Here is a 23,967-nt window from a genome sequence, read left to right as displayed (position 1 = left end):
AAAGGAGGATGAATCATGATACGCAGGTACCACGTGGTGGCCATTCCGATCCGGATTGTGGTCAATACGTTCGGAGACCACAATCCGAATGGCATGATGTATGTACTAAAAGAAAATGAACAGAAAGTAAAGGATCTGGTCAGGAAAAATCCGTTCACTCCGGTCGATCTCGTTGAACCGCTTGTGATCCGGGCCAATGAGGGCGATACGGTGGAAGTTTTATTCGAAAACAAGCTGCCGTTCAATACCGGAATCCATTTCCAGGAAGCAGATTATGATGTCTGTGATTCCGATGGTGCCATGGTGGGCTTCAACAAAGACAGCACGGCTGCGCCCGGTCAAAGTGTGCTTTACAGGATCCGAACGGTCCATGCAGGAAATTACTTTTTTTCAGACTTGGGAAATCCGTCAAGCTCTGAAAGTGGTTCGAGTCCGAACGGCCTTTTCGGAGCGCTGGTGGTGCAGCACCGGTATTCCTGGTGGACAGACCCGGTGACGGGGAAGCCTTGCAACAGCGGAGTCTATGCGGATATCCATCACCCGCTTCTGCCTTCTTTCCGGGAATATGTCTGGATGTTCCATGATGAGATGGAAGTGGACGACATCACGGGGAACCGCCCGATCAACCATCTCACTAACCAGGAAGAAGAGTCGTTTCATGGGGCCAATTACCGCTATGAACCTGAAAACCGGAGGTCTCAGCTGCTCGCAGAAGGAGTCGTCGCGCCGAATGCCGCGGGGGAGGAAGTCCACCATGATTCCTGGGTGTTCGGAGATCCGTCGGCACCCATCCTGAGGGGCTATGTCGGGGATCCGGCGAAAATCCGTCTGTTCCATGGGGGTTCGAAGGAAACCCATGTGTTCCACTATCATGTCCACCAATGGTTCAGCGACCCGGGAGATCTGGCATCCGAAATCATCGACGCCCAGGCCATCAGCCCTCAGTCTCACTATACGATCGAGCCGCTTTACGGTCTCGGCAGTTTGCAGGGTTCGTTCGGAGATGCGATCATCCACTGCCACCTGTATCCCCATTTTGCAGCCGGCATGTGGGGAATGAACCGGGTCTTCGATACCCTCCAGGACGGCAGCCAGTGTTATCCGAACGGGGTGCCGATCAAAGCACTCCAGCCGCTCCCGGACCGGGAACCGCCGCCGAAGCCGACCAAGCTGAGACCGGGATTTCCAAACTTCATACCGGGCAAGGTCGGGAACAAAGCGCCCCGTCCGCCGCTTGGTATTGTCGGAGGCAGGGGATTGACCGAACTCGAGCGGCATGCGGCCATTCCGAACCCTCGGCCGGGAGCGGTATTCACCGATCCGTGTCCGGAAGGGGTCAAGGTCAAGGAATTCAATATCTCCCTCATCGAACTCCCCATCACGTACAACAGGCACGGGTGGCATGATCCGAAGGGCCGGATGTATGTCTTGGACGAAGACTTGGATGACGTCTGTTCCGGCAAAAAAGAGCCGGAACCGCTCGTCATCCATGCCCCGGCCAATACGTGCATCAAGATCAATTACACCAATCGGCTGCCGCACATTTTGGATGGTGACGCATTCCAGCTGGTCACAAGGACGTATGAAAACGGATTCCATATCCATTTCGTCAAATTCGACGTTCTTGTCTGTGACGGAGGAAACGTAGGCTGGAATTACGATTCCTCCATCCTGCCGGGGGAAACCGCCCAATATTCCTACTTTGCGGATGTGGAGCTGAAAGCGTGGTTTTTCCATGATCATCTGTTCCCCTTATCTCACCAGCAGCACGGGGTATTCGGATCGGGCGTCGTCCATCCCCGCTTCTCAACATTCCTTGATCCGAAGACCGGCAAGGAAGTGGACCATGGAACGCAAGTGACCGTAGAGCACCCGCTCATTCCAAACTACAGGGACTTTGCACTCTTCGCACAGGACTTTTCGCTTCTGTTCGACAAAAATGGAAAACCGCTCAATCCACCAAAGTTCCCGGGTTCTCAGGATGATCCAGGCCTGTTCGGAGTGAATTATAAAAACGAACCGCTGCAATTCCGGCTCGGAAAGGATTGCGATCCGGCCTACAGCTTCAGCTCCCACGTCCATGGGGACCCGGTGACTCCAATTCTATACGCCTACGAGGGCGATCCGATACGGATCCGGCTGTTGCAAGGGGCACAGGAAGAATCCCATAGCTTTAATGTCCATGGGCTCAGGTGGCTCAAGGAACGCGGAGACCTGCTTTCCCGGCTGGACTGCCAGCAGCATATCGGAATATCGGAGTCGTTCACCATGGAGACCTACATTCCGAGGGCCGGGGACTATTTATGGGCCTTTGAAACAGAGGAGGATCTGTGGAACGGCCTGTGGGGGCTGATACGGGCATATGCCGAACGGGCTCCTGACCTGATCCCTCTGTCAGATCGCCCGAATCCGCCGAAACGCTCCAAGCCGCAGCCGGAATGCACAGGCCATGTGCCGCCGGCTGATGATCCGACCTGCCGACCGGTTAAAGGGCCGATCCGGAAATTTGATATCGTCGCTTTCCAGATCCCGCTGGAATATAACCGGTACGGAGACCATGACCCGCACGGAATCGTGTTCGCCCACCGAAAAGACATGGATGATCTGCTGAAAGGAAAGAAAAAGCCGGAGCCGCTGATCCTCCGGGCTAATGTGGGGGACACCGTCGATGTGACGCTGACCAGCATGCTGAAATTCGACCTGTTCCCGTTTAAGGACGGGATTTACCCATATCCCCAGGTCAAGGAGCAGGCGTTTTATCCGCCGTCCCTGAGGATTTCGCTGCATCCGCAACTGATTGACTATGACGTCAAAAACTCTTCCGGAGAAACGGTCGGATTCAATGGTGACCAGACGGTCGGTCCGGGCGAGACAAGGACCTACCGCTGGTTTGTGGATACCCAGGTCGGCGCCTGCGGCCTTTGGGATATGGCGGACTTCCGGAACCACAAAGGCCACGGTGCCTTCGGAGCATTTATAGCCGAGCCGAGGGGGACGAAATATCTGGATCCGTACACGCTGAAGCCCGCCAGTTCGGGAGCGAATGTGATTCTGAAAAACCCGCTTCTTCCGGATATCAGGGAATTCGTACTGGTGATGCATGATGGCGTCCGGCTTCTCGACAAAAACAATCAGGTGATCGTTGATCCGGTTGACGGCATCCTGTTGGCTCCCGACGAGGCCGATGAGGATCTGCTGGACACGTACGATCAGGGATCGCGCGGATTCAACTATCGCTCAGAGCGGCTCATCAACCGCTACCGGGAGCATCCGGTGCTCCATGAACTGTTTTCTTCCAAAGTCTTTGGAGACCCGGCCACTCCGGTATTTGAGAGCTATGTGGGGGACCCGGTCACCATCAGGTTGGTGACGCCTGCAGAAAGGCGGCGGACGCATACGTTCCACCTTCATGGGCACCGCTGGCATTTCGATTCTAAAGATATATACTCACGAATTGAATCGTTTGTCGGCTTTAACGTGGCCGGAGCGGTCCGAAACTTGCTGTTGGACGGCGGTGCAGGGTCGCTGGGAGGGAATCCGGGTGATTACATGTACCGCTCCGGGAATATCCGCTGGGATATCGAGCAGGGCATGTGGGGCATCATGAGGGTCCATAAAACCCTCCAAAAGCATCTGCCGCCTCTTAAAGAATAACTGCCGCTAAAAAAGGAGTGGGCCGTTTTCCGGCCTCTCCCTACATAAAAAGGGACTGATGAAAGGAGGTGAATCGGATGAAATTTGTGACCGGTGATCAGCTACCGCTTGTGGCCCAGGATACCATTGATGACTTTTGCATCGATGACAGCTGTTGCCCGGACAAAAAACCGTCTCCTGAATTCCCGTCACCCACGGGCTGCCTTCCGGAAGAGGAACTTGCGGAGCTGAACGAGAGAATCAATGCCGCGAATACCCTGCTCCTCGATCTGGCATTGGACGATGACAGGCCGCCCGAGGAAACATTCCTGAAAGTGTTTTCCGGCTTGATGGGATTACAGGTAAAAGTGGAAATGGACGGCGGCCGGACGACGGAAGGGAAAGTCCATACGGCCGGGCATGACTTCTTGGTCCTGCTGGATGAACACAAGGAAGTCATTTTGCCTTACCGGGTCATTGCAAAAGCGGAGCCATGCGGCAGATTTGCGGAACCCGGCCATGGAGCGGAACTGCGGGAGATCGACCCTTGTCTCCGCCGGGACCTGACGTTCAATTTTGGCGCAACGGTGGCTTCGTCGCCGGAATTGCTGCATCTGTTTTTCCGGATGAGATTCAATATCTATCTATTGTTCCTTGAAGCCAAAACAATTGAGCTCGCACTCGGTGATGAGTTGGTCGAGGGATTCGTGACCGACGTCAACAAGGAATCCGTCGTTGTAAAAGTCGGCAAAGCCATCCAAATCATCGCGATCGAAAAAATCACGATGATAACAGTAATTGGCTCTGTTAGTGGATGATGTTGATATTTAGTTGTTGATTGGAGTGAAGGGGGGCGACTCCAGCATTTAAAGCGAAGAGGGCCGGTCAGCTCCGACAGGCATAAGACAAGCCGCGCAGCGAAGCCTGCTTCGCGGAGTGGAATGGCTTATGACCCGAGGAGCAGGCCCTCTGCAGCTGGACAGCGGGAAAGGAAGCGCGGAGAGACCCTGCAAGTTGGTGCTGCGCAACGCTTTGCGTTGCACGCAGGCGCCAACCTTCGTTTTGGCGCCGGCTCTTAGCCTTCCCCGCGGATAGCGGGCGCCGTCACGCAGAACGGCGTCTGTGCCCAAAAGCGCAAGCGTTGGGCGACAAAGGTCTTTCTGCGACCAAAACGCAGTTTTGGTAAGCATCCCACCCGTAACGGAAAGCAACAACACTCTATAACAGAGCCAAGTAATTAAATAAATCATTGAATATGAAATGGAGCTACCGGCTGTCCGGCCGGCTCCATTTTGGTTGGCGGGAATCGCCGGGACGTTCCATCTTGGCCGGAGACAAAATGAAAACTGCAGCGATGAATTTCCTTCCCATCGCTGCAGCTCTATTCCCCGTTTGGCGGCCGGATCGTGACCTTCTTGATTTTCCCGAACGGGATGACAGTTGTCGGCCTGTCGGTTTTCGCGCGTTCGCATAAGACTTCGCAGTCACCTTCAGGACCTGCTTCCTGTACGTCGGGATTGTCGTTTGCGGGTTCGCCCAATGGGCCTCCCGGGTCGTGAAGCGGCATCTTCCTGAGCGTTTCGGGATCCACCCATTGAATTCCGCAAAACGAATGAAGGTCCACCCTGACGGAGGACTTGGGACAAGCCATATGGGTATGCGGATCAACCGGGATTAAGGTCACGCAACACCGGTGTGGAAGGGAATGTCCATAGCTGAACAGATGGGTTTGGAAACCGTCCCCGGAGCCGTCTTCTGCAAAAGCGGTAAAAACGGAACCATTGTTTAAATAGAGCATCAGAAAAGAATGTCTGCGCTTGATATCAGATCGATCGCTCCACTCCGCGAGGAACTTCCGGAAAGCCTCTTTCATGTCCTGATCTCCTCCTAAACAACAAGGAGGGGGGATCAGATCCCTCCCCCTCATAGGCTTGCAGCATCAGTCGGTTACTTGCATCCGCAAGGGCCGGGGCACCCGCAATGATGCTTTAAGTGATTAATCTTTTCCAATGAGAAAATCATCGTGTGGTTTTCCTTTGGGGCGTACGGAATTTTTTCTGTTGGTTCCGGAACTTCTGCCGGCTTCGGATCTTCATGCTTGTCTTTCGCAGCATCCTTGGGTGTGGCTTCTGTGTAAGGAACGGGCTGATGCACCACCATTTCAACAAAGTTGGATCCGACATGGCAGATCTTCCCATAGACCGTCGTGTTATCTTCCAGGGTGAACTCTGCATAGCAGCCGATCAGCTGCCTGAGCCGGAAGTTCAATCCGTTTTGCAGGCCGCCCAGACGGAGCCTGAAATCATCGTCGCAGATGTACCTTCTGCAGCCCCCTTGTTGGTAGGATTGGCAGTTGCAAGGCCGGTGATCATCATAGTTCCCCTTGCCGCCGCAATGGCATCCCTGGTCGTATTGTCCATGGTTTCCGCCGCAACGACATCCTCCTTGGTGGCTGTTCCCATTGCACTTGCACCGGTCATGGCTGTAATCCAGACATTTGCAGTTTTTACGCCTTTGATCCTGGCAATGGCAGTCCTTCATGTAACCGTCGCCCTGATGGGGCTTTTTAGACCAGTCGGACTTAGAGTACTTGTTCATATAAAGTCCTCCTTTCCAATGTATTGTCATGAGACCGAAATGGTAACCATTCCAGTCTCTACATCATATGAGCGGTTAATTGCTCCGCATGGTCCAAACAACTATCAAATGGAAATGTTATGCAGACAAAGGAGGATGGTTTTAAGAGGGGATGTGTGCGGATCTTTCCCGGGTCCGGTCCGGATGATTTGCAAGAAGCGGTGGCTTGTCGCTATGCTCAATCTAATACGGGCTGATAGCCTGAAAGAAAGGACGGATTGGAAGATGAGCACATTTCAAGCGATGGTATTGAAGGATGAACAGTCGCAGCCCGAGATCAACCGGCTGGGGATGGGCGACCTGCCGGAGGGGGAAGTCACCGTCCGGGTGGCCTACTCCAGTGTGAACTTCAAGGATGGACTGGTGGCCGTGCGGAAGCGGATGGTCGGCTCTTATCCGATGGTACCGGGGATCGATCTGGCCGGGACTGTGATGGAATCGGCGGACGGACGCTTTAAAGCCGGGGATGAGGTCATCGTGACCAGCTACGCGCTCGGTACCGGCCGTTTCGGCGGGTTCAGCGAGGTGGCGCGCGTGCCGGCTGATTGGGTCGTGCCGCTCCCGGAAGGACTGACGATGCGGGAATCCATGATTCTCGGGACAGCCGGCTTTACGTCGGCACTGTCCGTCCTCCGTCTGGAAGAAAACGGGCTGACGCCGGACCGGGGGCCGGTCCTTGTTGCGGGTGCCACGGGCGGCGTCGGCAGCATCGCCGTGAACATTCTTGCCAAGCGGGGCTTTGAAGTGACGGCGAGCACGGGCAAGTCAGATGAGGAGGCTTATCTGAAATCGATCGGGGCAAGCCAAGTCATCCCCCGAAATGATGTGGTCGATGAGGACGGAGCACCGGTCCGGGGAGAATTGTGGGCAGGAGCGGTCGACCCGGTCGGCGGGAAAACACTCCAGTACATACTGAGCACGCTGAAGTACGGCGGGTCTGTCGCGACTTCAGGCCTGACCGGCGGCATTGATGTCCGCACGACGGTACTGCCGTTTATCTCCAGGGGCGTCAACTGGCTCGGGATCGACTCCGTGCAGTGCCCGATGCACCGGCGGCTGAAGGTGTGGGAGCTGTTAAGCGGAGATTACAAGCCGACCGTGCTGGACGGCGACTTGGTCAATGAAGTCTCACTGGAAGAGCTGCCGGAAGTGCTTGCGGCCATTCTGGAAGGGAAGGTCCGGGGGCGGACGGTTGTAAAACTGTAACGGGAAAGGGACCCATCCGCGGATGGGTCCCTTTCAGAGTTCAGGCGGTGCCTGGTACATGTAATTCGGAGACAGCTTTTCATTGTTATACGGCTTATGAAAGATATGCGTCGCGGCCGGGGACAGCGGCGGGATGAGCCAGGACCAGTTTCCGGTGACAGAACGGCCCTGCTTTTGCTCATTTTCTTCGAACTTCCGGAACTGCTCGGCCGCCGTGTGGTGGTCGACGAGCGTGACGCCGGCCTGCCGGTAGGAATGCAGCACGGCGATGTTCAGCTCAACGAGGGCCCGGTCGACCCAGAGCGACCGGTTAGAGGCAGTATCCAGACCAAACACGTCCGCCACGGCCGGCAGGAGGTCATAGCGGTCCTCATCCGCGAAGTTCCTCGCACCGATTTCCGTGCCCATGTACCAGCCGTTGAACGGCGCCATCGGATACTCGATTCCGCCGATCTCGAGCAGCATATCCGAGATCATAGGGACGGCATACCATTTCAGGCCAAGCCCGCTGAGTCCGTCATTGTCAGGATGGGTGATCGGCACTTCCATCACGGCATCATCCGGAATCCGGAACAGCTCCGGCTCTTTTCCATCTTCCCGGATGACGAGAGGGAGGACGTCAAACGGCGTGCCTTCCCCCTGCCATCTGAGATTTTCGCACAGACGGGTAAACCGGAGAGACGCAGGGTCGCCGGTCACGCCGCCTTCATCCTCATACCCGGCGTAGCGGATCAGCTGGTGGTTCAGGACGCGGAGCGGATCGGTCCCGTGTTTCCGCGGCGGGAAGACGGTGATCGTGGAACGGATTTTCCCGCCGTTCGTGGCAAAGCGGATATGGTCCAGCAGCTGTCCATACGCATCTTCTGCAGTGCGGATATGGCGGGCATCGACAACATGCAGGGTATGCCAGAGCAGGCGCCCGATACACCGGTTGCTGTTGCGCCAAGCCATCCTGGCGCCGTGCGTCAGCTCAGCGGACGTGTGGACATAGGTGCCGGTGGCTTCCACTTCCGAACGGATTTCCCGGATCCGCTCTTCCTGCCGGTCCTCCGGGATTCCGAGCTCGCCGTAGCATTCCCTGATAAACTGTTCGGCTTTCATAATCAGTCGGTTGTCCGTGGTCACTTGGTTCATTCGTCTCAACCTCCAGTACCCAAAGTGTAGCACGGTCATCCGGTCAAACTCCGGTGAGGCCGTGGAGGTTTGGTGAATTTTTGACGCAAAAAAGCCCGTGCACCGGATTTCGTTGCACAGGCTTTAGGGATGTTCAGGTTTCGGGTTCTTCTTCCCGGTCAAACCACAGCAGTTCCTGGTCGTCCACGTCACCGTTGTAGTTGATGAGAATCTCTTCGCCCGTTTTGATGGCGGTGTGGGCGTAGAAGTTGAACGTCTGGTTTTCGAAGCTGATCTCATAGTCCGCATTCGGCTGGTAAGAGTGGTTGAACAGCATCCCGTAGCCGAGAAGGATGGCGGTGTGGTTGAGTCCGTACTCAAACGCATAGTCAGCCAGAAGTGTCCGTTCAATGTGTTCATGCTGATCGTTCGGGTAGGCGATCACCGGGGCCTGGTGGATCAGCGTGCCTTTGTCGATATCGCACGTCGCAAATACCCCTCTGTTGAATTCCCCGTCGCTTAGTGTAGATGTTTTGATTTCGATCAAATAATTCACCTGCTCGTTTCTGATTGGAATAGATCCGGCAAAAGAAATTTTCCCGCGCTGGATGGTCTATATAAACTTAAGAAGGGTCGACAGTATTCCATCAGTATACAACAGAATGGGCGGGGAGTGGAGCATAGGAGCTTCACAGGGCACTTTAGGACTGCAGGCTGCCGATCAGTTCCAGCTCGGCGACTTCTCTGGAATCGGCTGCGCCGTTCATGATCCCTTTCACATCATGCAGTGTTTCCTGGAGGCTGACGGATGCCCCCGGCTTCTTCGTGAAGGCCTCTGTAACGTAAAACGGCTGGGTCAGATACGCCTCCAGACGCTCGCCCCTCCGGAAGGTCTGCAGTTCGGATGCCGGTAACCGGTCGATTCCGCCGACTGCCACCAGAGAACGAAGCTCCCGGTAGCGGCGGAGGAGTTTCAGGGCTTTCTGCTGGACGGCAAAGTGTTCCTGATCCAGATGGGCCCCTTCAAGAACAGAGGACACGGATCCGAGGGGGCTGACAGCAGGGTAGCGGTGCCTGGCCACCAGGTCGGCGTCAAACTGCCACAGCGTCTCAAGCGGGCCGTAGGGCAGGTTCTCATCCACCACGTCGCCGGTCAGGTCAACGAGGAACGTAGTCACGGATTGGATGCCTTTATCCTCGAGGTTCTCCTGCAGCTCCTGGATCCCTCCCGTGACGACATGGGTCCGGTCAGCGACGAAGATCATCTCCTGATCACCGCCCAGCTCGGTGATTTTACGGCTGGTTTCCCCGATCGAATGGGTGATGATATCCACGTTTTCTGAAAGATCGTCCACTCCGCGGTGCTCGCCCTCAGGCATGAGCAGGATGGTCTGATAACCATCCTGCTTCAGCCGGTAAAGCAGTTCGGCCAATACGACGAGCTGGCCCATCCCCGGACGCGCAACAAGACCGACGGTACCGCCTTTGGCAAGCGGCGCAAACAAATCCAGCGTCTTGATCTTCGTCTCAATCATTTCGATTTTCTCCCCCCTGATAATCAGATCATCCAATGTGCAATTGGCCAATGATGCGAGTGCTGCCAGTGTCCGTACCTCGGCCCGGCCGACGGGAATCTTGCCCGTGCACAGGTTCGATACGGTCGCCGGACGAAGCCCGACCAGCCGGGCCGCGCTTGTCAGGTTCGGGACCTTCCTTCGCAGCAGACCGACATTCAATCGCAAGTCATCCATTTCAAACACCCCTTTCTTACTTTGAATTGTAAATTAACTTACGTCTTAGCGCAATAATTAATTACTCTAAGAAGAAAAATAATTACGCTCAAACGTATCAATCTCTGCTTCATAAGAAAACACTCCCTCTCCAATATCATTCGGAGAGGGAGTGTTGCACTCAATACTCTTCTTCGCTGCCCTTCCTGACCATGGTGAAAAAGGCGATCAGGCCGATGAGGGAGGTACCGAAAAGGGTAGCCCCCATCGGGACGGCTGTTGCGCCCGCGATGCCGGACAGCGGGGTGAACGCTGCTCCGAGCAGGCTCGGAAGCATGCCGAGAACGGCACTGGCACTGCCGGCACGGCCTCCCTGTTTGGCCATTCCCAGGGTGAAGGTACTGGTGATGATCATGCCCATCGTGGTCATGTAAATGAAGATCAGGATCACCAGTGATGCAAGAGGGCCTTTGATGATCGTCATGATCAGCAGGACAAATGTTGAAGCTGCAGCGATGGTGACGGCTGCCTGCAACAGTTTTTTCTCGGATATGATTCCGCCGAACCGCCCGATGATGAAGCTTCCGGTGATGATGGCCACACCGTTGATCCCGAACAGGATGCTGAACACCTGAGGGGATACACCGTAGATCTGCTGGTAAACAAACGGGGTGCCTGATACGTAGGCAAAACTCCCGCCATGCACAAACCCCACGACCAGGGCGTAGCCGATAAAGGAGCGGTCCTTCAGCAAACTGCCCATCGTCTTCACCGAGGAACCGATGGAGCTGGGGATCCGGTTTTCCGGAGGCAGGGTTTCCTTCAGTTTTGCGGCCACGATCGCGACGATCAGGATGCCGATCAGGGCCAATGCATAGAAAATCGTCTCCCAGCTTGCCGAAGGAATGGCAAGGATCGCTCCGCCGAGCATGGGAGCGACGACCGGCGCGACGGCATTAATGACCATCAGCAGCGAGAAGAACTTCGTCATCTCACGCCCGCTGAAGACATCCCGCACCACGGCACGGGACAGGACAACCCCCGCCGCAGCGGTGAATCCCTGCAGGAACCGTGCGATGATGAGCACCGTAATATTGGGGGCGAGCGCGCAGAAGACGGATGCGAGGGCGAACAGGGAAGTGCCGATGATCAGCGGCTTTCTCCGGCCCTGGGCATCACTGATCGGGCCGACAACGATCTGCCCGAGTGCAAGCCCGATCAGGCAAGCGGTCAGACTGAGCTGCACCTGTGAGGCACCTGTTCCCAAGTCCCTGGAGATCTCCGGGAAGCTCGGCAGATACATATCGATATTGAGCGGGCCAAGTATGGCGAGGAGCCCGAGGACGAGCGCCAGTCCGATCCGGGTTTTTCCGGTCGGATTATGTAGTCTGTCTTGTTGCAGTTTTATAGGTCATCACTCCTCATCTGGCCATTATAAAAGAATCATTCCCTTTTGTGTGAAGTTAAGTCATAAGGGAATATTGGCTGCAATCCTGATGCTGCATTTGTCCCTTTTATTGACAAACACCTACATCCCTAATATAGTTACCTAAGTTAATTAATTAAAAGGGAATAGGGGAGGCGGAAATATGGAAGGGATCTTTCGTCAATATTTGGCGGTTTACCGTCCGCTGATCACCAGACTTAATCAATTGCTGGAGCCGCACGGTCTGTCGTATTCGCTGTGGCAGGTCATTTTCTATATTGAGCGTGAAGGACCGTCCACGCTTGTGGAGATATCGAATTATTATGGGGTCGAAAAGCCGTCAATCACGAGAAGGGTTCACCGACTGGAAGAGCAGGATCTGGTTGAACAGATCCCCGGGCAGGACCGGCGGGTCAAGGTCATCCGGCTGACGGAGGCGGGAGATTCAGTTTACCGGGAATGCCGGGAGAAGATCTCCGGGCTGGAGCGTGAAGTGATGGAAGGTATCGGGAAAGGGGAGCAGGAGCTTCTGCACCGTCTGCTGCCTGAAGTTAGAAAGAATCTCATGAGGAAAGGGGGAGCCGGGGATGAAGCCTGACGGCAAGCTTTGGACAAAGGATTTTATCATCGTATCCGGCGTCAACTTTCTCGTGACGCTGGTCTTTTACTTGCTGATCGTCATCATCGGCGTCTATGCAGTCGGTGAATACGGGGCCACGGCAAGCGAGGCGGGGCTGATCACAGGCTTGTTCATCGTGGGGGCGCTGGCCGGACGGCTGTTCACCGGCCGCAGTATCGAATCGCTCGGACGGAAAAGAACGCTGTTTACCGGCCTGATCCTCTTTGCTTTGACGACCGCTCTGTATTTCATCCAGCTGGGGATTCCATTTCTGATGCTGACGCGCTTTCTCCACGGAGCGGCGATGGGCATGGCGAGCACCGCGACAGGAACGATTGTTGCACAGACCATACCGGCAACGCGAAAAGGAGAGGGCGTCGGCTACTTCAGCATGAGCGCGACACTCGCCACGGCGGTCGGACCGTTTATCGGCCTCTATATGAGCAGCAAGACCGGGATGACGGCCATCTTCGGTCTTTGCCTCGCCGTCAGTTTCATCGCTCTGACGGTCGCGCTGTTTCTGCGGGTGCCTGAAGCGGAGGCAGTGCCGGAAGTTCACGAGAAAAAAGGCTTCAGTCTTTCCGGTATCGTGGAGCTGAGGGCCATTCCGATTGCGCTCGTGACGATGGTGGTCGCGTTCTGCTATTCCGGTGTTCTGTCATTCATCGGCAGCTATGCCATTGAAATTGACCTGGTGAGCGCGGCAAGCTTCTTCTTCCTCGTCTATTCTTTCTCGGTCCTGCTGTCGCGTCCGTTCACCGGCCGCCTCATGGATGTGAAAGGGGCGAATGCCGTGATGTATCCTGCATTTGTCCTGTTTGCGGCCGGCCTCGTGCTGCTCGGGACGGCCCAGAACGGGCTGATGCTGCTCGCCTCAGGCATCCTGATCGGTCTCGGATTCGGCAACATGCAGTCCTGTACGCAGGCGGTCGCAGTCAAGCTCACGCCGCCGCACCGGATGGGCCTTGCCACATCGACATTTTTCATCGCACTGGATGCGGGGCTCGGATTCGGCCCGTTCCTGATCGGATTCCTGATTCCGTACATGAGCTTCAGCACGCTTTATCTGATATTGGCCCTGGTCGTGATTGTTTCGGCGCTTCTGTACTTTTCGATGCACGGCAAAAAGGAAAAGGCGGGCCTGCAGGTACAGGCCGGGCATTGACGGTCCGTTCTCGCGGCTGAGTCCGTCCGCCAGTTTCTGTATTTAGCGGTCAGGTTTCCCCATTCGACAGTTTGATTTCGTCATTCACCTCCGGAATTTCGTCATTCATTGACTCCGGGAGGGTAAATGACGAAACTGTGGAACTGAATGACGAGATTACGCCCCCGAATGACGAAACCGACTTCTCGAATTAGAAAAAGCGCATCACCCTCACCGGGGCGATGCGCTTTTTCTTCTTATAGCGACTGTTCAATATACGAACGGACTTCCTCACCGGAGGAGAGGGACAGGATATGGTCGATCTTCGCTTCCATCTCCGCCTTGGAAAGGCCGGCGATCTTCGCGCGGGCTTTCAGGATGGAGGAAGCGCTCATCGAGAATTCATCGAGGCCCATGCCGAGCAGGACCGGGATGGCGGCTTCGTCTCCCGCCATCTCGCCGCACATGCCGGCGTGCTTGCCTTCCCGGTGGGCGGCGTCGATGACCATCTTGATCAGTCGGAGAACTGCCGGGCTGAATGGCTGGTACAGGTACGACAGCTGTTCGTTCATCCGGTCGGCGGCCATCGTGTACTGGATCAGGTCGTTCGTGCCGATCGAGAAGAAGTCGACCTCCTTGGCGAACTGGTCGGCCATGAGCGCGGCGGACGGGATCTCGACCATCATGCCGAGTTCAATCTTGTCGCTGACAGGCACGCCGCTTTGTTCCAACTTATCCTTCTCATCGAGGAAGACTGCCTTGGCGCGCCGGAATTCATCCAGTGTGGCAATCATCGGGAACATGATCTTCAGATGCCCGTGCACGCTTGCACGGAGCAGCGCGCGAAGCTGAACGCGGAACATGTCCTCTTCCTCGAGGCACAGCCGGATGGCGCGGATGCCGAGGAACGGGTTCGCCTCTACAGGGAGGTTCAGGTAAGGCAGTTCCTTGTCGCCGCCGATGTCGAGTGTACGAACGACCGTCGGGCGGTCTTCCATCTGTTCCAGTACGCTTTTATACGCTTCGTACTGCTCGTCTTCCGTAGGGAACTGGTCGCGTCCCATATAGAGAAACTCCGTGCGGAACAAACCGATGCCTTCTCCGCCGTTCTCAAGGACTTTGGCGACATCGGCAGGGGAGCCGATGTTGCCGGCCAGCTCCACTTGGTGGCCGTCTTTGGAGCGGGTCGGCTCATGGACAAGCTGCGTGAGCTGTTCCCGCTCTTCCGCATACAGACGGCGCTTTTCTTCGTAGGCTTCAAGCGTGGCATCGGACGGGCTGACGATTACTTCGCCGGCTGTTCCGTCGACGATGACCGTTGTGCCGTTTTCCACCTGTGCCATCGCGGAGCGGCTGCCGACGACCGCCGGGATCTCAAGCGTTCTTGCGAGAATTGCGGAGTGGGACGTGCGGCCGCCGATATCGGTAACAAATCCCTGGATGTATTCCGGGTTCAGCTGCACGGTGTCGGACGGGGTCAGGTCTTCTGCGATGATGACTGTCTGTTCACGGATCATCGCGGGGCTCCGGAGCGTCACGCCAAGCAGATGGGCAAGAATCCGCTTGGTGACATCCCGCACGTCAGCTGCGCGCTCTTTCATGTATTCATTGTCCATCGACTCAAACAGGGCGACAAAGCCGTCCGCGGTCTCTTTTAGCGCATGCTCCGCGTTCACCTGTTCCGATCGGATCTTGTCCTTGACCGGCCCGATGAGTTCCGGGTCGTCAAGGACAAGCAGGTGAGCGCTGAAGATATCCGCTTCACTCTCGCTCAGCTGTTCGGACGCGTGCTTGCGGATGGCCTGGAGTTCCTCGCGGGAAGCGGCGATTGCCAGATCCAGGCGTGCGCTTTCCGCTTCCGCGTCCGAAACGGTGACTTTTTCGGTCTGGAGGTCGGGATGCTCCAGACGGAAGGCTTTTGCAATCGCAATGCCTCCGGAGGCCGCGATGCCTTTGATCCGCTGTTCCATTCAGCCGGCCAGCCCTTCGGATTTCATGACTTCATCGATTTTGGCGATGGCTTCATTTTCATCCGCGCCTTCCGCCCTCACCGTGATGGTGGATCCCGAGGCGACGCCGAGGGACATGACGCCGAGGATGGACTTCATGTTCACGGACTTATCCTTATAGATAAGGGTGATGTCGGAAGAAAACGGTGCGAGCGAACCGACGAGCAGGGAAGTCGGCCGCGCGTGGAGTCCTTCAGATGCGCTGATTGTATATTGTTTTTCGACCATGTGTATTTCCTCCTAAATGAAGACAGTCAGATAGATGACTGTTTTTGATTGTTTGTGAACGATTATGATGGATTTTGGAACCGATTTCAAGTAAAATGGGCTTAATCAACGACAGACGGGTGATCAAACATGCTGACAACAGAACGCCATGAGTGGATCATGGGCCAGCTAAAACAAAAACAGACTGTGAAAATTGCCGAGCTCATTGAAGGCACCGGCGCATCGGAGTCGACCATCCGCAGGGATCTGACGGAACTTGAGGCGATGAACCTTCTGGAGCGCATTCACGGGGGAGCCACGACCCGTGAACGGAACATCCAGGAATTGAGCGTTTCTGACAAATCGGTCAAAAACGAGCAGGAAAAGCAGCTGATCGCGGCTCATGCCGCCGGGCTCGTCGAGGAGGGGGAGTTTATCTTCCTTGACGCGGGCACGACAACTTTCCGGATGATCCCGTTTTTGGCGGGGAAGGGGGCCGTCGTCGTGACGAACGGCCTGACCCATGTGGATGCCCTCATCGACAACGGGATCACGACTTATCTGACCGGCGGCTACGTAAAGGGGAAAACGCGGGCGCTGGTCGGACCGCAGGCGACCGCTGCGCTTTCCGAGTACCGCTTTGACCGGTGCTTTCTCGGGGCAAACGGTTTCCACCCGGAGTACGGCTATACGACGCCTGACCCGGAGGAGGCCTCCGTCAAGAAACTGGCCGCTTCGCTGGCACGGCGCACCTATGTCGTCGCGGACCACAGCAAAGCAGGCAAGGTCAGCTTCACCAAAGCCCTTCCCCTCGCTGCTGCGGGACTGATCACGGATTCCCTGGACGCGGCCATGCTGGAAGCCGTTGAGAACGAAACAACTGTCAAGGTGGTGACGGAATGATCTACACCTATACGCTGACCCCTTCTCTGGACTATACCGTTTACCTTCCCGGCTTTACACCCGGAAAACTTAACCGTTCGGAAGAAGTGTACTACTATCCGGGCGGCAAGGGAATCAACGTTTCCCGCGTCTTGAAACGGCTTGGCACCGACAGCACTGCCGTCGGTCTTGCCGGAGGCTTTACGGGTGATTATCTGGAGCAGTTCCTGTGGAATGAAGGCATCCGGACAGAGCTGATCCGGACGGACAGCATCACCCGCATCAATGTAAAAATCAAATCGGAGCAGGAGACAGAACTGAACGGTCCGGGTCCGGACATCACGCAAAAGGAGCTCCGTCAGCTCCTGGACCGTGCCGGAAGGATGGAACGTGGAGACTGGCTCGTACTGGCGGGCAGAATTCCCGATTCGGCAGGAGCGGATTTTGCAGTGCAATTGGCGGGCATCTGCCGGGACAGCGGCATCCGTCTCGCGGTCGATACATCGGGTCCGGTTTTGAAAGAGCTTGCCGATATGAAACCCGAATTGATGAAACCGAACGAGCATGAGCTCGGTGAACTGTTCGGTGCAGAGATTAAAACGAAGGAAGACGCCCTGCATTATGCCCGTCTGCTCGTCCGGCAGGGGGTCCGGCACGTCATCGTCTCAATGGGCGGGGAAGGCGCGCTCTACGTTTCGGACACGATGGAAGCCGAGGCGCAGGCGCCAGAAGTAAAAGTGGTCAATACCGTCGGTGCCGGCGATTCACTCGTGTCGGGATTCATCGCGGCGCTCGAGTCGGGCAAAGGTGCGGAAGACGCCTTCAAGTACGGTGTCGCCGCGGGCAGCGCGACCGTCTCCCGTTCGGATCTGTGCCGGAAAGAAGACGTTGACTCACTGGCTCAACAGGTAACGGTCACCCATTTGAACGGAGGGAAAAACCGATGAACATCACTTCTTTGTTGACGAAAGATACAGTGCTTCTCGACCTGGCGGCTACAACCAAGGAATCCGCGCTCTCTGAACTTGTCGGCAAGCTCGATGAAGCGGGCAGGCTGTCGGACCGGGAAGCCTTCATGAACGACATCCTCGCCCGCGAGCAGCAAAGCACGACCGGCATCGGTGACGGGATCGCCATCCCGCATGCCAAATCCTCGGCGGTCCGCGAGCCGGCGATTGCGTTCGGCCGCTCCGCCGAAGGGATCGACTATGCCTCGCTCGACGGCCAGCCGGCCCATCTGTTCTTCATGATCGCCGCAAGCGAAGGGGCGAACAATGACCACCTCGAAGCGCTGTCCCGGCTCGCGACGTTCCTCATGGACGGGAAGTTCCGGGAGCGCGTCCTGAATGCCGAATCAGCCGATGAAGTGCTGGCGGCCGTGAATGACAAGGAGCGGGAGCTGGAGGGGCCGGAAGCCCCGGAAGAACCCGGAGCAAAGGCAGAATCTGACCGTGAACAGGCGGAGGCACAGGAGGCAGCACCTTCGCTCGGCAAGGTCCTCGCAGTCACTGCCTGCCCGACCGGCATTGCGCACACCTACATGGCGGCCGAGAAGTTGAATGAACGGGCGAAAGAGCGCGGGATACCGATCAAGGTCGAGACAAACGGTTCGTCCGGCGTGAAAAACCGGCTGACGCCGGAAGAGATCGCCGAGGCCGACGTCATCATCGTCGCCGCCGACACGAAAGTGGAGATGGCCCGCTTTGACGGCAAACCGGTGATCCAGACAAAGGTCGGCAAGGCCATCCATGAAACGGATGCGCTGCTGGACCGCGCCATTCACAAAGACGCCCCGATCTATCACGCCGAAGGCAAGGCGGACAAGGGCGATTCAACCGAGCCGAAAAGCGGATTTTATAAGCACCTGATGAACGGTGTGTCGAACATGCTGCCGTTTGTCGTCGGGGGCGGGATCCTGATCGCCCTGTCTTTCTTCTGGGGCATTCATTCCAGCGACCCGGCAAGCCCTGAGTACAATGCATTCGCCGCCATGTTGAACACGATCGGCGGCGGCAAGGCATTCTTCCTCATGGTTCCTGTATTGGCAGGTTTCATCGCTTCAAGCATCGCGGAGCGTCCCGGCTTTGCGCCAGGTATGGTCGGCGGCCTGATTGCGATTACCGTTTCCGGAGTGGAAGGAGCGGACGGCGGTTCCGGCTTCCTCGGCGGGATCATCGCCGGCTTCCTGGCCGGTTATGTCACACTCTTCGTGAAGAAGATGTTCGCCAAGCTGCCGGATGCGCTTGAAGGCCTCAAGCCGGTGCTTTTTTATCCGCTGTTTGGCATCGCCATCACCGGCATCATCATGATGCTGATCAATCCGCAGCTGACGAAGCTGTACACCGGCCTGTCCTCCTTCCTTGAAGGTCTCGGCGGCACCAATCAGGTCCTGGTCGGCCTGATCATCGGCGCCATGATGGCGGTCGATATGGGCGGCCCGGTCAACAAGGCGGCCTACACGTTCGGAATTGCCATGCTGGATGCAGGCAATTTCCACTTTATCGCTGCGGTCATGGCAGCGGGCATGGTGCCACCGCTCGGCATGGCGCTCGCGACGACGCTCTTCAAGAAGCGCTTCTCCAAACCGGAGCGCGAAGCCGGCAAGACGGCCTATGTGCTCGGTGCCTGCTTTATTACGGAAGGGGTCATCCCGTTTGCGGCGGCCGACCCGGCCCGCGTCATTCCGGCGTCCATCGGAGGCGCCGCCGTAACGGGCGCGCTCACAATGCTGTTCGACATCAGCCTCCGAGCGCCGCATGGCGGAATCTTCGTCATGGGCCTCGTGGACGGCGGCATCATAAAAGTGCTCCTCTACGCGGCGGCAATCATCGCGGGTGCGTTTGTCACGGCATTCCTCGCCGGCATGCTAAGAAAGCCTGCTGTGCAGGCTGCGTAAGAGCCTGGGGTGTTGGGACGTTGCCATACCGGGCTGAGTCGTTAACATTCTCTATTGAAACGTTGCCATACAAAAAAGGGCAGTCCCCAAAGCGGACTGCCCTTTAACTATTGAGGTGACTCAAGAATCGTGCTGCCTAGCAAGTACCCCGCACGATACTTTTCGGCCAGCCGTCGGATAAAGGAGAGAAGTTCCTCCTCACGGGCACTGCCTGACGAGAACCTCTCAAGGAGGATCCGGTACTCCTGCCTTTCACTTTCATCCGCCTGCTTCTTGAAATAGCCCCACATATGCTGGACGGCATTCCTTACCGATCCGGGCGTGGGCGGGGTCCGAACCGCTTCACCAATCAGTGACTCGATGTCCGCAAAAGTTGGGTTCCCTTTCAGAGTCTCCCGGATCCGGCCATAATGGACCTGGCTGTGATACATGACCCGGTATTTCTCCCGGCTCCACAAATCCTCCATCTGCCGCCGTTTATTCATGGACGCACGCCTCCTAGGAAATACCGAAAAACAGCCGGCACGGTTCCGATCCCGTGCCGGTTATTTTTCGTGGAGCAGTCAGCCGATATGCCGCTCGTCCAGGAGAGGAAAGCTTTCGACGATTCCCTGGACGACCCGCTCGCCTTCTTCTTCCCAATGCGACTTGCGGCGGATCGGGCCATCTTTTTCTTCCGGGCTCTGGAACTGGTTGAGGCCGGTGGTCGCCAGCAGGTCGTCACCTTCATGGTCGAGGCCGATGTTGGCCACGTGCTTGAGGACAAATGGCTGGCCGAAAACGATTTGTGTCTCGGGGTCTTCCAGCATGCCGGAAATGACATCAAACGGGATGCGGAGATAAATCGTTTCCTCGCCGTCCTTGCTCAGGACGCCGTCGAACATGGCCTCATCGTATTCCCAGTTGCCGCAAAGCGTAATGTTCCGTTCAAGCAGGATTGGATAAATATCACCAAACCGGGCCTGTTTGCCCTGAAGTTCCGTTTCCAGTTTCAGCATTTATACCACTCTCCTTTATCAAATTCCCAGGTAGATAGTCTATTCCCGGTATTGCGGGAATTAACCCCAATGAAAGAGAGTGGCACCTGAATCCGCGAAATTTCATCACGGCTGGCGCTATTTCCCGGGAAATATGTCGGATGCTGCGGTCAGCCTTTCGCCGCTTCCTTCAAGACAGCCATGGAAAGGCGTTTGCTTTCAGGACTGAACACAGGAGTGAGCGCCATAAGTTCATCGACGCCCAGTCCAGAGAGATTATCCATTTCGCGTCCGATAGTCTCCTTTGAGCCGATCAGGTAGGTGGACAGGATATCGCGGACTTCCTGCTTCTCCTTTTCCGTCATGCTTCCGGCAAGCGCTTCGGAAGGGTCGGTCAGCCTGCCCTGGATGCCGCGGTGGAATCCAAACTGCACATGGGCGGCACTCCGCGCAATCCACTCCGCTTCGTCATCCGTACCGGCCGCAAACACCCGGGAAGCAAGGACGACATAAGGGTTTTCCGTAAAGGAAGAAGGGCGGAAGTTCTTTCTGTACAGGCCGATCGTCTCCCGCATTTCATCTCGCTCCGCATTGATGAAGCGGGCGAAGGCATACGGGAGGCCGCGCTCTGCTGCAAGCAGGGCAGACGCGGGACCGGTCCCAAGAATCCAGGGGAGGGGCTTTTGGACGACGGCAGGGGAGGCCTCCAAATAGCCGCTCATCGGGTGGCTTTCCGGAAGCTTTTCTTCCAGGTACTCCATCAGTTCATCGACCATCTCCGGGAACAGTTCCTTTTGACGGGGCTTGGCGTCGGTAAGCGCACGGCCGCCCTGGAGTGCGATGGTCGGCAGGTGTGTGCCGCCGGGCGCCTTGCCGACGCCGAGATCGACACGGCCCGGGGCAAGCGCGCTCATCACCCGGAAGTTTTCGGCCACCTTGTACGGGGCATAGTGCGTCAGCATGACGCCGCCCGTTCCGATGCGGATCGTTTCCGTCTTTGCCAGCAGGTGAGCTGCGAGAATTTCGGGGGAAGAACCGGCAATCGTGTCGGAACTATGATGTTCCGACAACCAGAACCGACGGTACCCAAGCCGGTCTGCAAGGCGCGCGGCTTCCACGGTGCCGGCAAACCCCTCCTCGGCGGTTTGTCCCTCTGTGAGCTGTGTCTGATCAAGCATGCTTACTTCCATCTGTGCCGCCTCCTTTCTGCAAATGCTATCGGCCTCATACCGAATTTTCAACGAATGTCCACCGGAGAGAAGGGATGCGGGCTGTATTTATCGAAAAAATTGAGTTACGATGGAAGGTATATCATTCACTTACGAGGAAGGATCGGGATCAAAATGAGTGGGTTTCCAAAAGATGCGATGCGAGTACTGAAAGAAACAAGCCGGACATTTTATATTCCGATTACTTTTCTGCAGAAGGAGCTTAAGGCTTCCGTCGCCTCTGCCTATCTCGTTTTCCGGGCGATCGATGAGATTGAGGATCACGAAGAGATCGGCAATGATCTCAAACATTCCCTTCTCATGCAGGTGAGCGAGCTGTTCGGGCAGCCGTTCGACAATGAGCGCTACCTCGGCATCCTCGGGCCGGTCAGGGAGCGGATGCCGGAAGTGACGCTGAAGCTTGCCGACTGGATGGAGGCCTGCCCGGACGATGTGCGCCCGCGCGTCGCGGATGCGGCTCGGGAAATGTCGGAAGGCATGGCGAAGTGGGCAAAGGCCGGCTGGAGAATCCGCACCCGGGAAGACCTCGACGATTATACATACTACGTGGCGGGGCTCGTCGGTGTATTGCTGTCGGATCTCTGGGGTCACTATGCAGGGGAAAAAACGGACCGGGAGCTTGCAATCGGCTACGGGCGCGGCCTCCAGGCGGTCAATATCCTGCGCAATGAAAAAGAAGACATGGATGAGCGCGGCGTCCGCTTCGTGCCGGACGGCTGGACGCGTGACGACCTGTTCCGTTATACGGAAGACAATCTCGCCAAGGCAGACGAATACATGAAGGCGCTCCGCTCAAAGAGCGTTATTCTGTTCTGCCGACTGCCGCTGGCCCTTGCCCACAAGACGCTCGGCGCGCTGAAGGAAGGCCGCGAGAAGATGTCCAGGGACGAAGTGGTCCGGACGGTCGAGGAGGTCCGTGTCGAACCAGCAAAGACAAAAGGCGGTGTTGGCATTGGCGGGCTCGATTGAACAGAGAAAATCCGAACACATCCAGATCACGCTGAACGAAAAGGTCACGGGTGATGCGATCACTACGGGGTTTGAGTCATATGCTTTCATCCATAATGCCCTTCCCGAGATTGACTTCTCGGAGATTTCAATCGAGACGGAATTTCTGGGCCATGCTTGCCGGACGCCATTCCTGATCAGTTCGATGACGGGCGGTACGGCGCTGGCCGAAACGATCAACCGGAATCTGGCGGAAGCCGCCGAGGAACGCGGCTGGACGCTTGCGCTCGGTTCCACCCGCGCCCTCCTCGACAGCGACGGACACCCGCCATCGTTTCTCATGCGCAAGTATGCGCCGAGCGTGCCGATCATTGCGAATATCGGCGCCGTCCAGTTCAACTATGGCTACGGTGTCGATGAATGCAGGCGGATTGTCGAACTGACGGAGGCTGACATGCTCGTCCTGCACCTGAACAGCATCCAGGAAGTGGTCCAGGACGGCGGGGATACGAACTTCAAGGATCTCCTCATGAAAATAGAGACACTTTGCGCGGGGCTCGGCGTCCCGGTCGGCGTCAAGGAAGTCGGCTGGGGCATCGACGGCGAATCCGCGCGGCGTCTGGCGGATGCGGGCATCGCGTTCGTCGACGTCGCAGGCGCCGGCGGCACATCGTGGAGTCAGGTGGAAAAGTTCCGGTCCAAGGACCCGGTGCGCCGCGCCGCGGCCGAGGCATTCAGCGACTGGGGCATCCCGACGGCCGACTCGATCCGGATGGTCCGCGGTGAAATCGGCGGCCGCCCGCTTGTCGCAAGCGGCGGCATGAGGACGGGGCTCGACGGCGCAATAGCGCTGGCTCTCGGGGCGGACTTTGTCGGCTTTGGCCGCTCGATCCTGAAGGAAGCGACGCAAAGTGCAGAAGACGTGCTGGAGTCGATGGCTGTGCGCGAAATGGAGCTTCGCATGGCGATGTTCGGCATCGGCGCATCGGGCCTTCAGCAATTAAAGGATACGCCGCGCCTTGTGAGAAAAGGACACTGAAATACTGCACGCCCCGGCACCGTCCGGGGCGTGCAGTGTTGAGGGTGGGGAGACTTGGCAACGTTACTGGCCAGTATGTTAACGCCTCAATGAACTGAATCAACGTGTCACCGGAACCGCTGTGCATAAAGGCAAATTCCAGCGAAAAATGTAAACGCTTTATTGAAACGCCCGCTTACTTGTGGTATTCTATACCCATAAATTCACAGCGGTCTCATGTGACTGATCCGATCAGGCATGGGAGCAAGAGCGGAGCCTGCGGGTTCACGCTT

22 protein-coding genes are annotated in these 23,967 nt (G+C 56.8%); 10 read left to right on the top strand and 12 right to left on the bottom strand.

Annotated elements, in window-relative coordinates; all coding sequences use genetic code 11:
- The first annotated feature begins 15 nt into the window (after nucleotides 1–15).
- Together KHA84_RS01280 and KHA84_RS01275 are read left to right on the top strand one after the other, a co-directional pair.
- Nucleotides 16–3,654 carry a multicopper oxidase domain-containing protein gene (locus tag KHA84_RS01280; RefSeq protein ID WP_213421506.1) on the top strand — a complete coding sequence of 1,213 codons (3,639 nt, stop codon included), beginning with the start codon at nucleotides 16–18 and terminating at the stop codon, nucleotides 3,652–3,654.
- A gap of 77 nt (nucleotides 3,655–3,731) precedes the next feature.
- A complete protein-coding gene (locus tag KHA84_RS01275) occupies nucleotides 3,732–4,451 on the top strand; it encodes a hypothetical protein (protein ID WP_213421504.1) in 720 nt (239 codons plus the stop codon).
- A 563-nt stretch (nucleotides 4,452–5,014) separates the two neighbouring features.
- On the opposite strand, the gene KHA84_RS01270 is transcribed toward KHA84_RS01275, so the two are convergent.
- The 3 genes from KHA84_RS01270 to KHA84_RS01260 form a co-directional block, all read right to left on the bottom strand.
- Nucleotides 5,015–5,506, bottom strand: a complete 492-nt coding sequence (locus KHA84_RS01270) for a hypothetical protein (protein WP_213421502.1) — start codon at nucleotides 5,504–5,506, stop codon at nucleotides 5,015–5,017.
- Between the two features lie 74 nt (nucleotides 5,507–5,580).
- Nucleotides 5,581–5,901 carry a hypothetical protein gene (locus tag KHA84_RS01265; protein WP_213421500.1) on the bottom strand — a complete coding sequence of 107 codons (321 nt, stop codon included), beginning with the start codon at nucleotides 5,899–5,901 and terminating at the stop codon, nucleotides 5,581–5,583.
- The gene (locus KHA84_RS01260; protein ID WP_213421498.1) at nucleotides 5,898–6,113 is read right to left on the bottom strand and encodes a hypothetical protein; all 216 of its coding nucleotides are present in this window, start codon (nucleotides 6,111–6,113) and stop codon (nucleotides 5,898–5,900) included. The genes KHA84_RS01265 and KHA84_RS01260 overlap by 4 nt, the downstream gene beginning before the upstream one ends.
- Before the next feature lie 382 nt (nucleotides 6,114–6,495).
- On the opposite strand from KHA84_RS01260, the gene KHA84_RS01255 reads away from it, so the two are divergent.
- The gene (locus tag KHA84_RS01255) at nucleotides 6,496–7,476 is read left to right on the top strand and encodes an acrylyl-CoA reductase family protein (RefSeq protein ID WP_213421496.1); all 981 of its coding nucleotides are present in this window, start codon (nucleotides 6,496–6,498) and stop codon (nucleotides 7,474–7,476) included.
- Between the two features lie 33 nt (nucleotides 7,477–7,509).
- Here KHA84_RS01255 and KHA84_RS01250 read toward each other — a convergent pair whose 3' ends face one another.
- The 4 genes from KHA84_RS01250 to KHA84_RS01235 all read right to left on the bottom strand — a co-directional run bounded on the left by KHA84_RS01250 (nucleotide 7,510) and on the right by KHA84_RS01235 (nucleotide 11,721).
- Complete coding sequence (locus KHA84_RS01250) at nucleotides 7,510–8,610, bottom strand: nitric oxide synthase oxygenase (RefSeq protein WP_213421494.1); 1,101 nt, start codon at nucleotides 8,608–8,610, stop codon at nucleotides 7,510–7,512.
- Nucleotides 8,611–8,743: 133 nt separating this feature from the next.
- The gene (locus KHA84_RS01245; protein ID WP_213421493.1) at nucleotides 8,744–9,136 is read right to left on the bottom strand and encodes an SET domain-containing protein; all 393 of its coding nucleotides are present in this window, start codon (nucleotides 9,134–9,136) and stop codon (nucleotides 8,744–8,746) included.
- A gap of 154 nt (nucleotides 9,137–9,290) precedes the next feature.
- Complete coding sequence (locus KHA84_RS01240; protein WP_213421491.1) at nucleotides 9,291–10,340, bottom strand: ATP synthase beta subunit C-terminal domain-containing protein; 1,050 nt, start codon at nucleotides 10,338–10,340, stop codon at nucleotides 9,291–9,293.
- Between the two features lie 160 nt (nucleotides 10,341–10,500).
- Nucleotides 10,501–11,721 carry a Bcr/CflA family efflux MFS transporter gene (locus tag KHA84_RS01235; RefSeq protein WP_213422001.1) on the bottom strand — a complete coding sequence of 407 codons (1,221 nt, stop codon included), beginning with the start codon at nucleotides 11,719–11,721 and terminating at the stop codon, nucleotides 10,501–10,503.
- Between the two features lie 187 nt (nucleotides 11,722–11,908).
- Here KHA84_RS01235 and KHA84_RS01230 point away from each other — a divergent pair, with 187 nt between their 5' ends.
- Both KHA84_RS01230 and KHA84_RS01225 read left to right on the top strand, forming a co-directional pair.
- On the top strand, nucleotides 11,909–12,343 hold the full coding sequence (locus tag KHA84_RS01230; RefSeq protein WP_213421489.1) for a MarR family winged helix-turn-helix transcriptional regulator: 435 nt from the start codon (nucleotides 11,909–11,911) through the stop codon (nucleotides 12,341–12,343).
- Nucleotides 12,333–13,529 (top strand): MFS transporter, encoded by a 1,197-nt coding sequence (locus KHA84_RS01225; protein ID WP_213421487.1) that lies wholly within the window; start codon nucleotides 12,333–12,335, stop codon nucleotides 13,527–13,529. The genes KHA84_RS01230 and KHA84_RS01225 overlap by 11 nt, the downstream gene beginning before the upstream one ends.
- Before the next feature lie 236 nt (nucleotides 13,530–13,765).
- Here KHA84_RS01225 and ptsP read toward each other — a convergent pair whose 3' ends face one another.
- Nucleotides 13,766–15,478, bottom strand: a complete 1,713-nt coding sequence (ptsP, locus tag KHA84_RS01220; RefSeq protein WP_213421485.1) for a phosphoenolpyruvate--protein phosphotransferase — start codon at nucleotides 15,476–15,478, stop codon at nucleotides 13,766–13,768.
- Nucleotides 15,479–15,745 carry a phosphocarrier protein HPr gene (locus KHA84_RS01215; protein ID WP_213421484.1) on the bottom strand — a complete coding sequence of 89 codons (267 nt, stop codon included), beginning with the start codon at nucleotides 15,743–15,745 and terminating at the stop codon, nucleotides 15,479–15,481.
- Nucleotides 15,746–15,874: 129 nt separating this feature from the next.
- Between KHA84_RS01215 and KHA84_RS01210 the strand changes: the two genes are divergently transcribed.
- The 3 genes from KHA84_RS01210 to KHA84_RS01200 are packed head-to-tail and all read left to right on the top strand — an operon-like array spanning nucleotide 15,875 to nucleotide 19,502.
- The gene (locus KHA84_RS01210; protein ID WP_213421482.1) at nucleotides 15,875–16,627 is read left to right on the top strand and encodes a DeoR/GlpR family DNA-binding transcription regulator; all 753 of its coding nucleotides are present in this window, start codon (nucleotides 15,875–15,877) and stop codon (nucleotides 16,625–16,627) included.
- Entirely contained in the window at nucleotides 16,624–17,553 is a 930-nt protein-coding gene (pfkB, locus tag KHA84_RS01205; RefSeq protein WP_213421480.1) for a 1-phosphofructokinase, read from the top strand. The genes KHA84_RS01210 and pfkB overlap by 4 nt, the downstream gene beginning before the upstream one ends.
- The gene (locus KHA84_RS01200) at nucleotides 17,550–19,502 is read left to right on the top strand and encodes a PTS fructose transporter subunit IIABC (RefSeq protein WP_213421478.1); all 1,953 of its coding nucleotides are present in this window, start codon (nucleotides 17,550–17,552) and stop codon (nucleotides 19,500–19,502) included. Before pfkB ends, KHA84_RS01200 begins: the two co-directional genes overlap by 4 nt.
- A 107-nt stretch (nucleotides 19,503–19,609) precedes the next feature.
- On the opposite strand, the gene KHA84_RS01195 is transcribed toward KHA84_RS01200, so the two are convergent.
- The 3 genes from KHA84_RS01195 to KHA84_RS01185 form a co-directional block, all read right to left on the bottom strand.
- The gene (locus tag KHA84_RS01195; protein WP_213421473.1) at nucleotides 19,610–19,987 is read right to left on the bottom strand and encodes a YbgA family protein; all 378 of its coding nucleotides are present in this window, start codon (nucleotides 19,985–19,987) and stop codon (nucleotides 19,610–19,612) included.
- 78 nt (nucleotides 19,988–20,065) lie between these two features.
- Entirely contained in the window at nucleotides 20,066–20,500 is a 435-nt protein-coding gene (locus tag KHA84_RS01190; protein WP_213421472.1) for a YugN family protein, read from the bottom strand.
- A gap of 149 nt (nucleotides 20,501–20,649) precedes the next feature.
- Complete coding sequence (locus tag KHA84_RS01185) at nucleotides 20,650–21,669, bottom strand: LLM class flavin-dependent oxidoreductase (RefSeq protein WP_213421471.1); 1,020 nt, start codon at nucleotides 21,667–21,669, stop codon at nucleotides 20,650–20,652.
- Between the two features lie 153 nt (nucleotides 21,670–21,822).
- Between KHA84_RS01185 and KHA84_RS01180 the strand changes: the two genes are divergently transcribed.
- A complete protein-coding gene (locus KHA84_RS01180) occupies nucleotides 21,823–22,677 on the top strand; it encodes a squalene/phytoene synthase family protein (protein WP_213421470.1) in 855 nt (284 codons plus the stop codon).
- Nucleotides 22,661–23,695, top strand: a complete 1,035-nt coding sequence (gene fni / locus KHA84_RS01175; RefSeq protein ID WP_213422000.1) for a type 2 isopentenyl-diphosphate Delta-isomerase — start codon at nucleotides 22,661–22,663, stop codon at nucleotides 23,693–23,695. Before KHA84_RS01180 ends, fni begins: the two co-directional genes overlap by 17 nt.
- The last annotated feature ends 272 nt before the right edge of the window (nucleotides 23,696–23,967 follow it).

It is taken from the genome of Bhargavaea massiliensis (assembly GCF_018390575.1).
Classification (GTDB): Bacteria; Bacillota; Bacilli; order Bacillales_A; family Planococcaceae; genus Bhargavaea; species Bhargavaea massiliensis.
The sequence above is the reverse complement of the archived record's forward strand: the minus strand, read 5'-3'. Positions and strand labels throughout refer to the sequence as shown.

Excerpts from the sequence above, each read along its gene's own strand:
- KHA84_RS01280 (WP_213421506.1), top strand. The coding sequence starts at position 16 with ATGATACGCAGGTACCACGTGGTGGCCATTCCGATCCGGATTGTGGTC.
- KHA84_RS01275 (WP_213421504.1), top strand. The coding sequence starts at position 3,732 with ATGAAATTTGTGACCGGTGATCAGCTACCGCTTGTGGCCCAGGATACC.
- KHA84_RS01270 (WP_213421502.1), bottom strand. The coding sequence starts at position 5,506 with ATGAAAGAGGCTTTCCGGAAGTTCCTCGCGGAGTGGAGCGATCGATCT.
- KHA84_RS01260 (WP_213421498.1), bottom strand. The coding sequence starts at position 6,113 with ATGACCGGTGCAAGTGCAATGGGAACAGCCACCAAGGAGGATGTCGTT.
- KHA84_RS01255 (WP_213421496.1), top strand. The coding sequence starts at position 6,496 with ATGAGCACATTTCAAGCGATGGTATTGAAGGATGAACAGTCGCAGCCC.
- KHA84_RS01250 (WP_213421494.1), bottom strand. The coding sequence starts at position 8,610 with ATGAACCAAGTGACCACGGACAACCGACTGATTATGAAAGCCGAACAG.
- KHA84_RS01240 (WP_213421491.1), bottom strand. The coding sequence starts at position 10,340 with ATGGATGACTTGCGATTGAATGTCGGTCTGCTGCGAAGGAAGGTCCCG.
- KHA84_RS01230 (WP_213421489.1), top strand. The coding sequence starts at position 11,909 with ATGGAAGGGATCTTTCGTCAATATTTGGCGGTTTACCGTCCGCTGATC.
- KHA84_RS01225 (WP_213421487.1), top strand. The coding sequence starts at position 12,333 with ATGAAGCCTGACGGCAAGCTTTGGACAAAGGATTTTATCATCGTATCC.
- ptsP (WP_213421485.1), bottom strand. The coding sequence starts at position 15,478 with ATGGAACAGCGGATCAAAGGCATCGCGGCCTCCGGAGGCATTGCGATT.
- KHA84_RS01215 (WP_213421484.1), bottom strand. The coding sequence starts at position 15,745 with ATGGTCGAAAAACAATATACAATCAGCGCATCTGAAGGACTCCACGCG.
- KHA84_RS01210 (WP_213421482.1), top strand. The coding sequence starts at position 15,875 with ATGCTGACAACAGAACGCCATGAGTGGATCATGGGCCAGCTAAAACAA.
- pfkB (WP_213421480.1), top strand. The coding sequence starts at position 16,624 with ATGATCTACACCTATACGCTGACCCCTTCTCTGGACTATACCGTTTAC.
- KHA84_RS01200 (WP_213421478.1), top strand. The coding sequence starts at position 17,550 with ATGAACATCACTTCTTTGTTGACGAAAGATACAGTGCTTCTCGACCTG.
- KHA84_RS01195 (WP_213421473.1), bottom strand. The coding sequence starts at position 19,987 with ATGAATAAACGGCGGCAGATGGAGGATTTGTGGAGCCGGGAGAAATAC.
- KHA84_RS01190 (WP_213421472.1), bottom strand. The coding sequence starts at position 20,500 with ATGCTGAAACTGGAAACGGAACTTCAGGGCAAACAGGCCCGGTTTGGT.
- KHA84_RS01185 (WP_213421471.1), bottom strand. The coding sequence starts at position 21,669 with ATGGAAGTAAGCATGCTTGATCAGACACAGCTCACAGAGGGACAAACC.
- KHA84_RS01180 (WP_213421470.1), top strand. The coding sequence starts at position 21,823 with ATGAGTGGGTTTCCAAAAGATGCGATGCGAGTACTGAAAGAAACAAGC.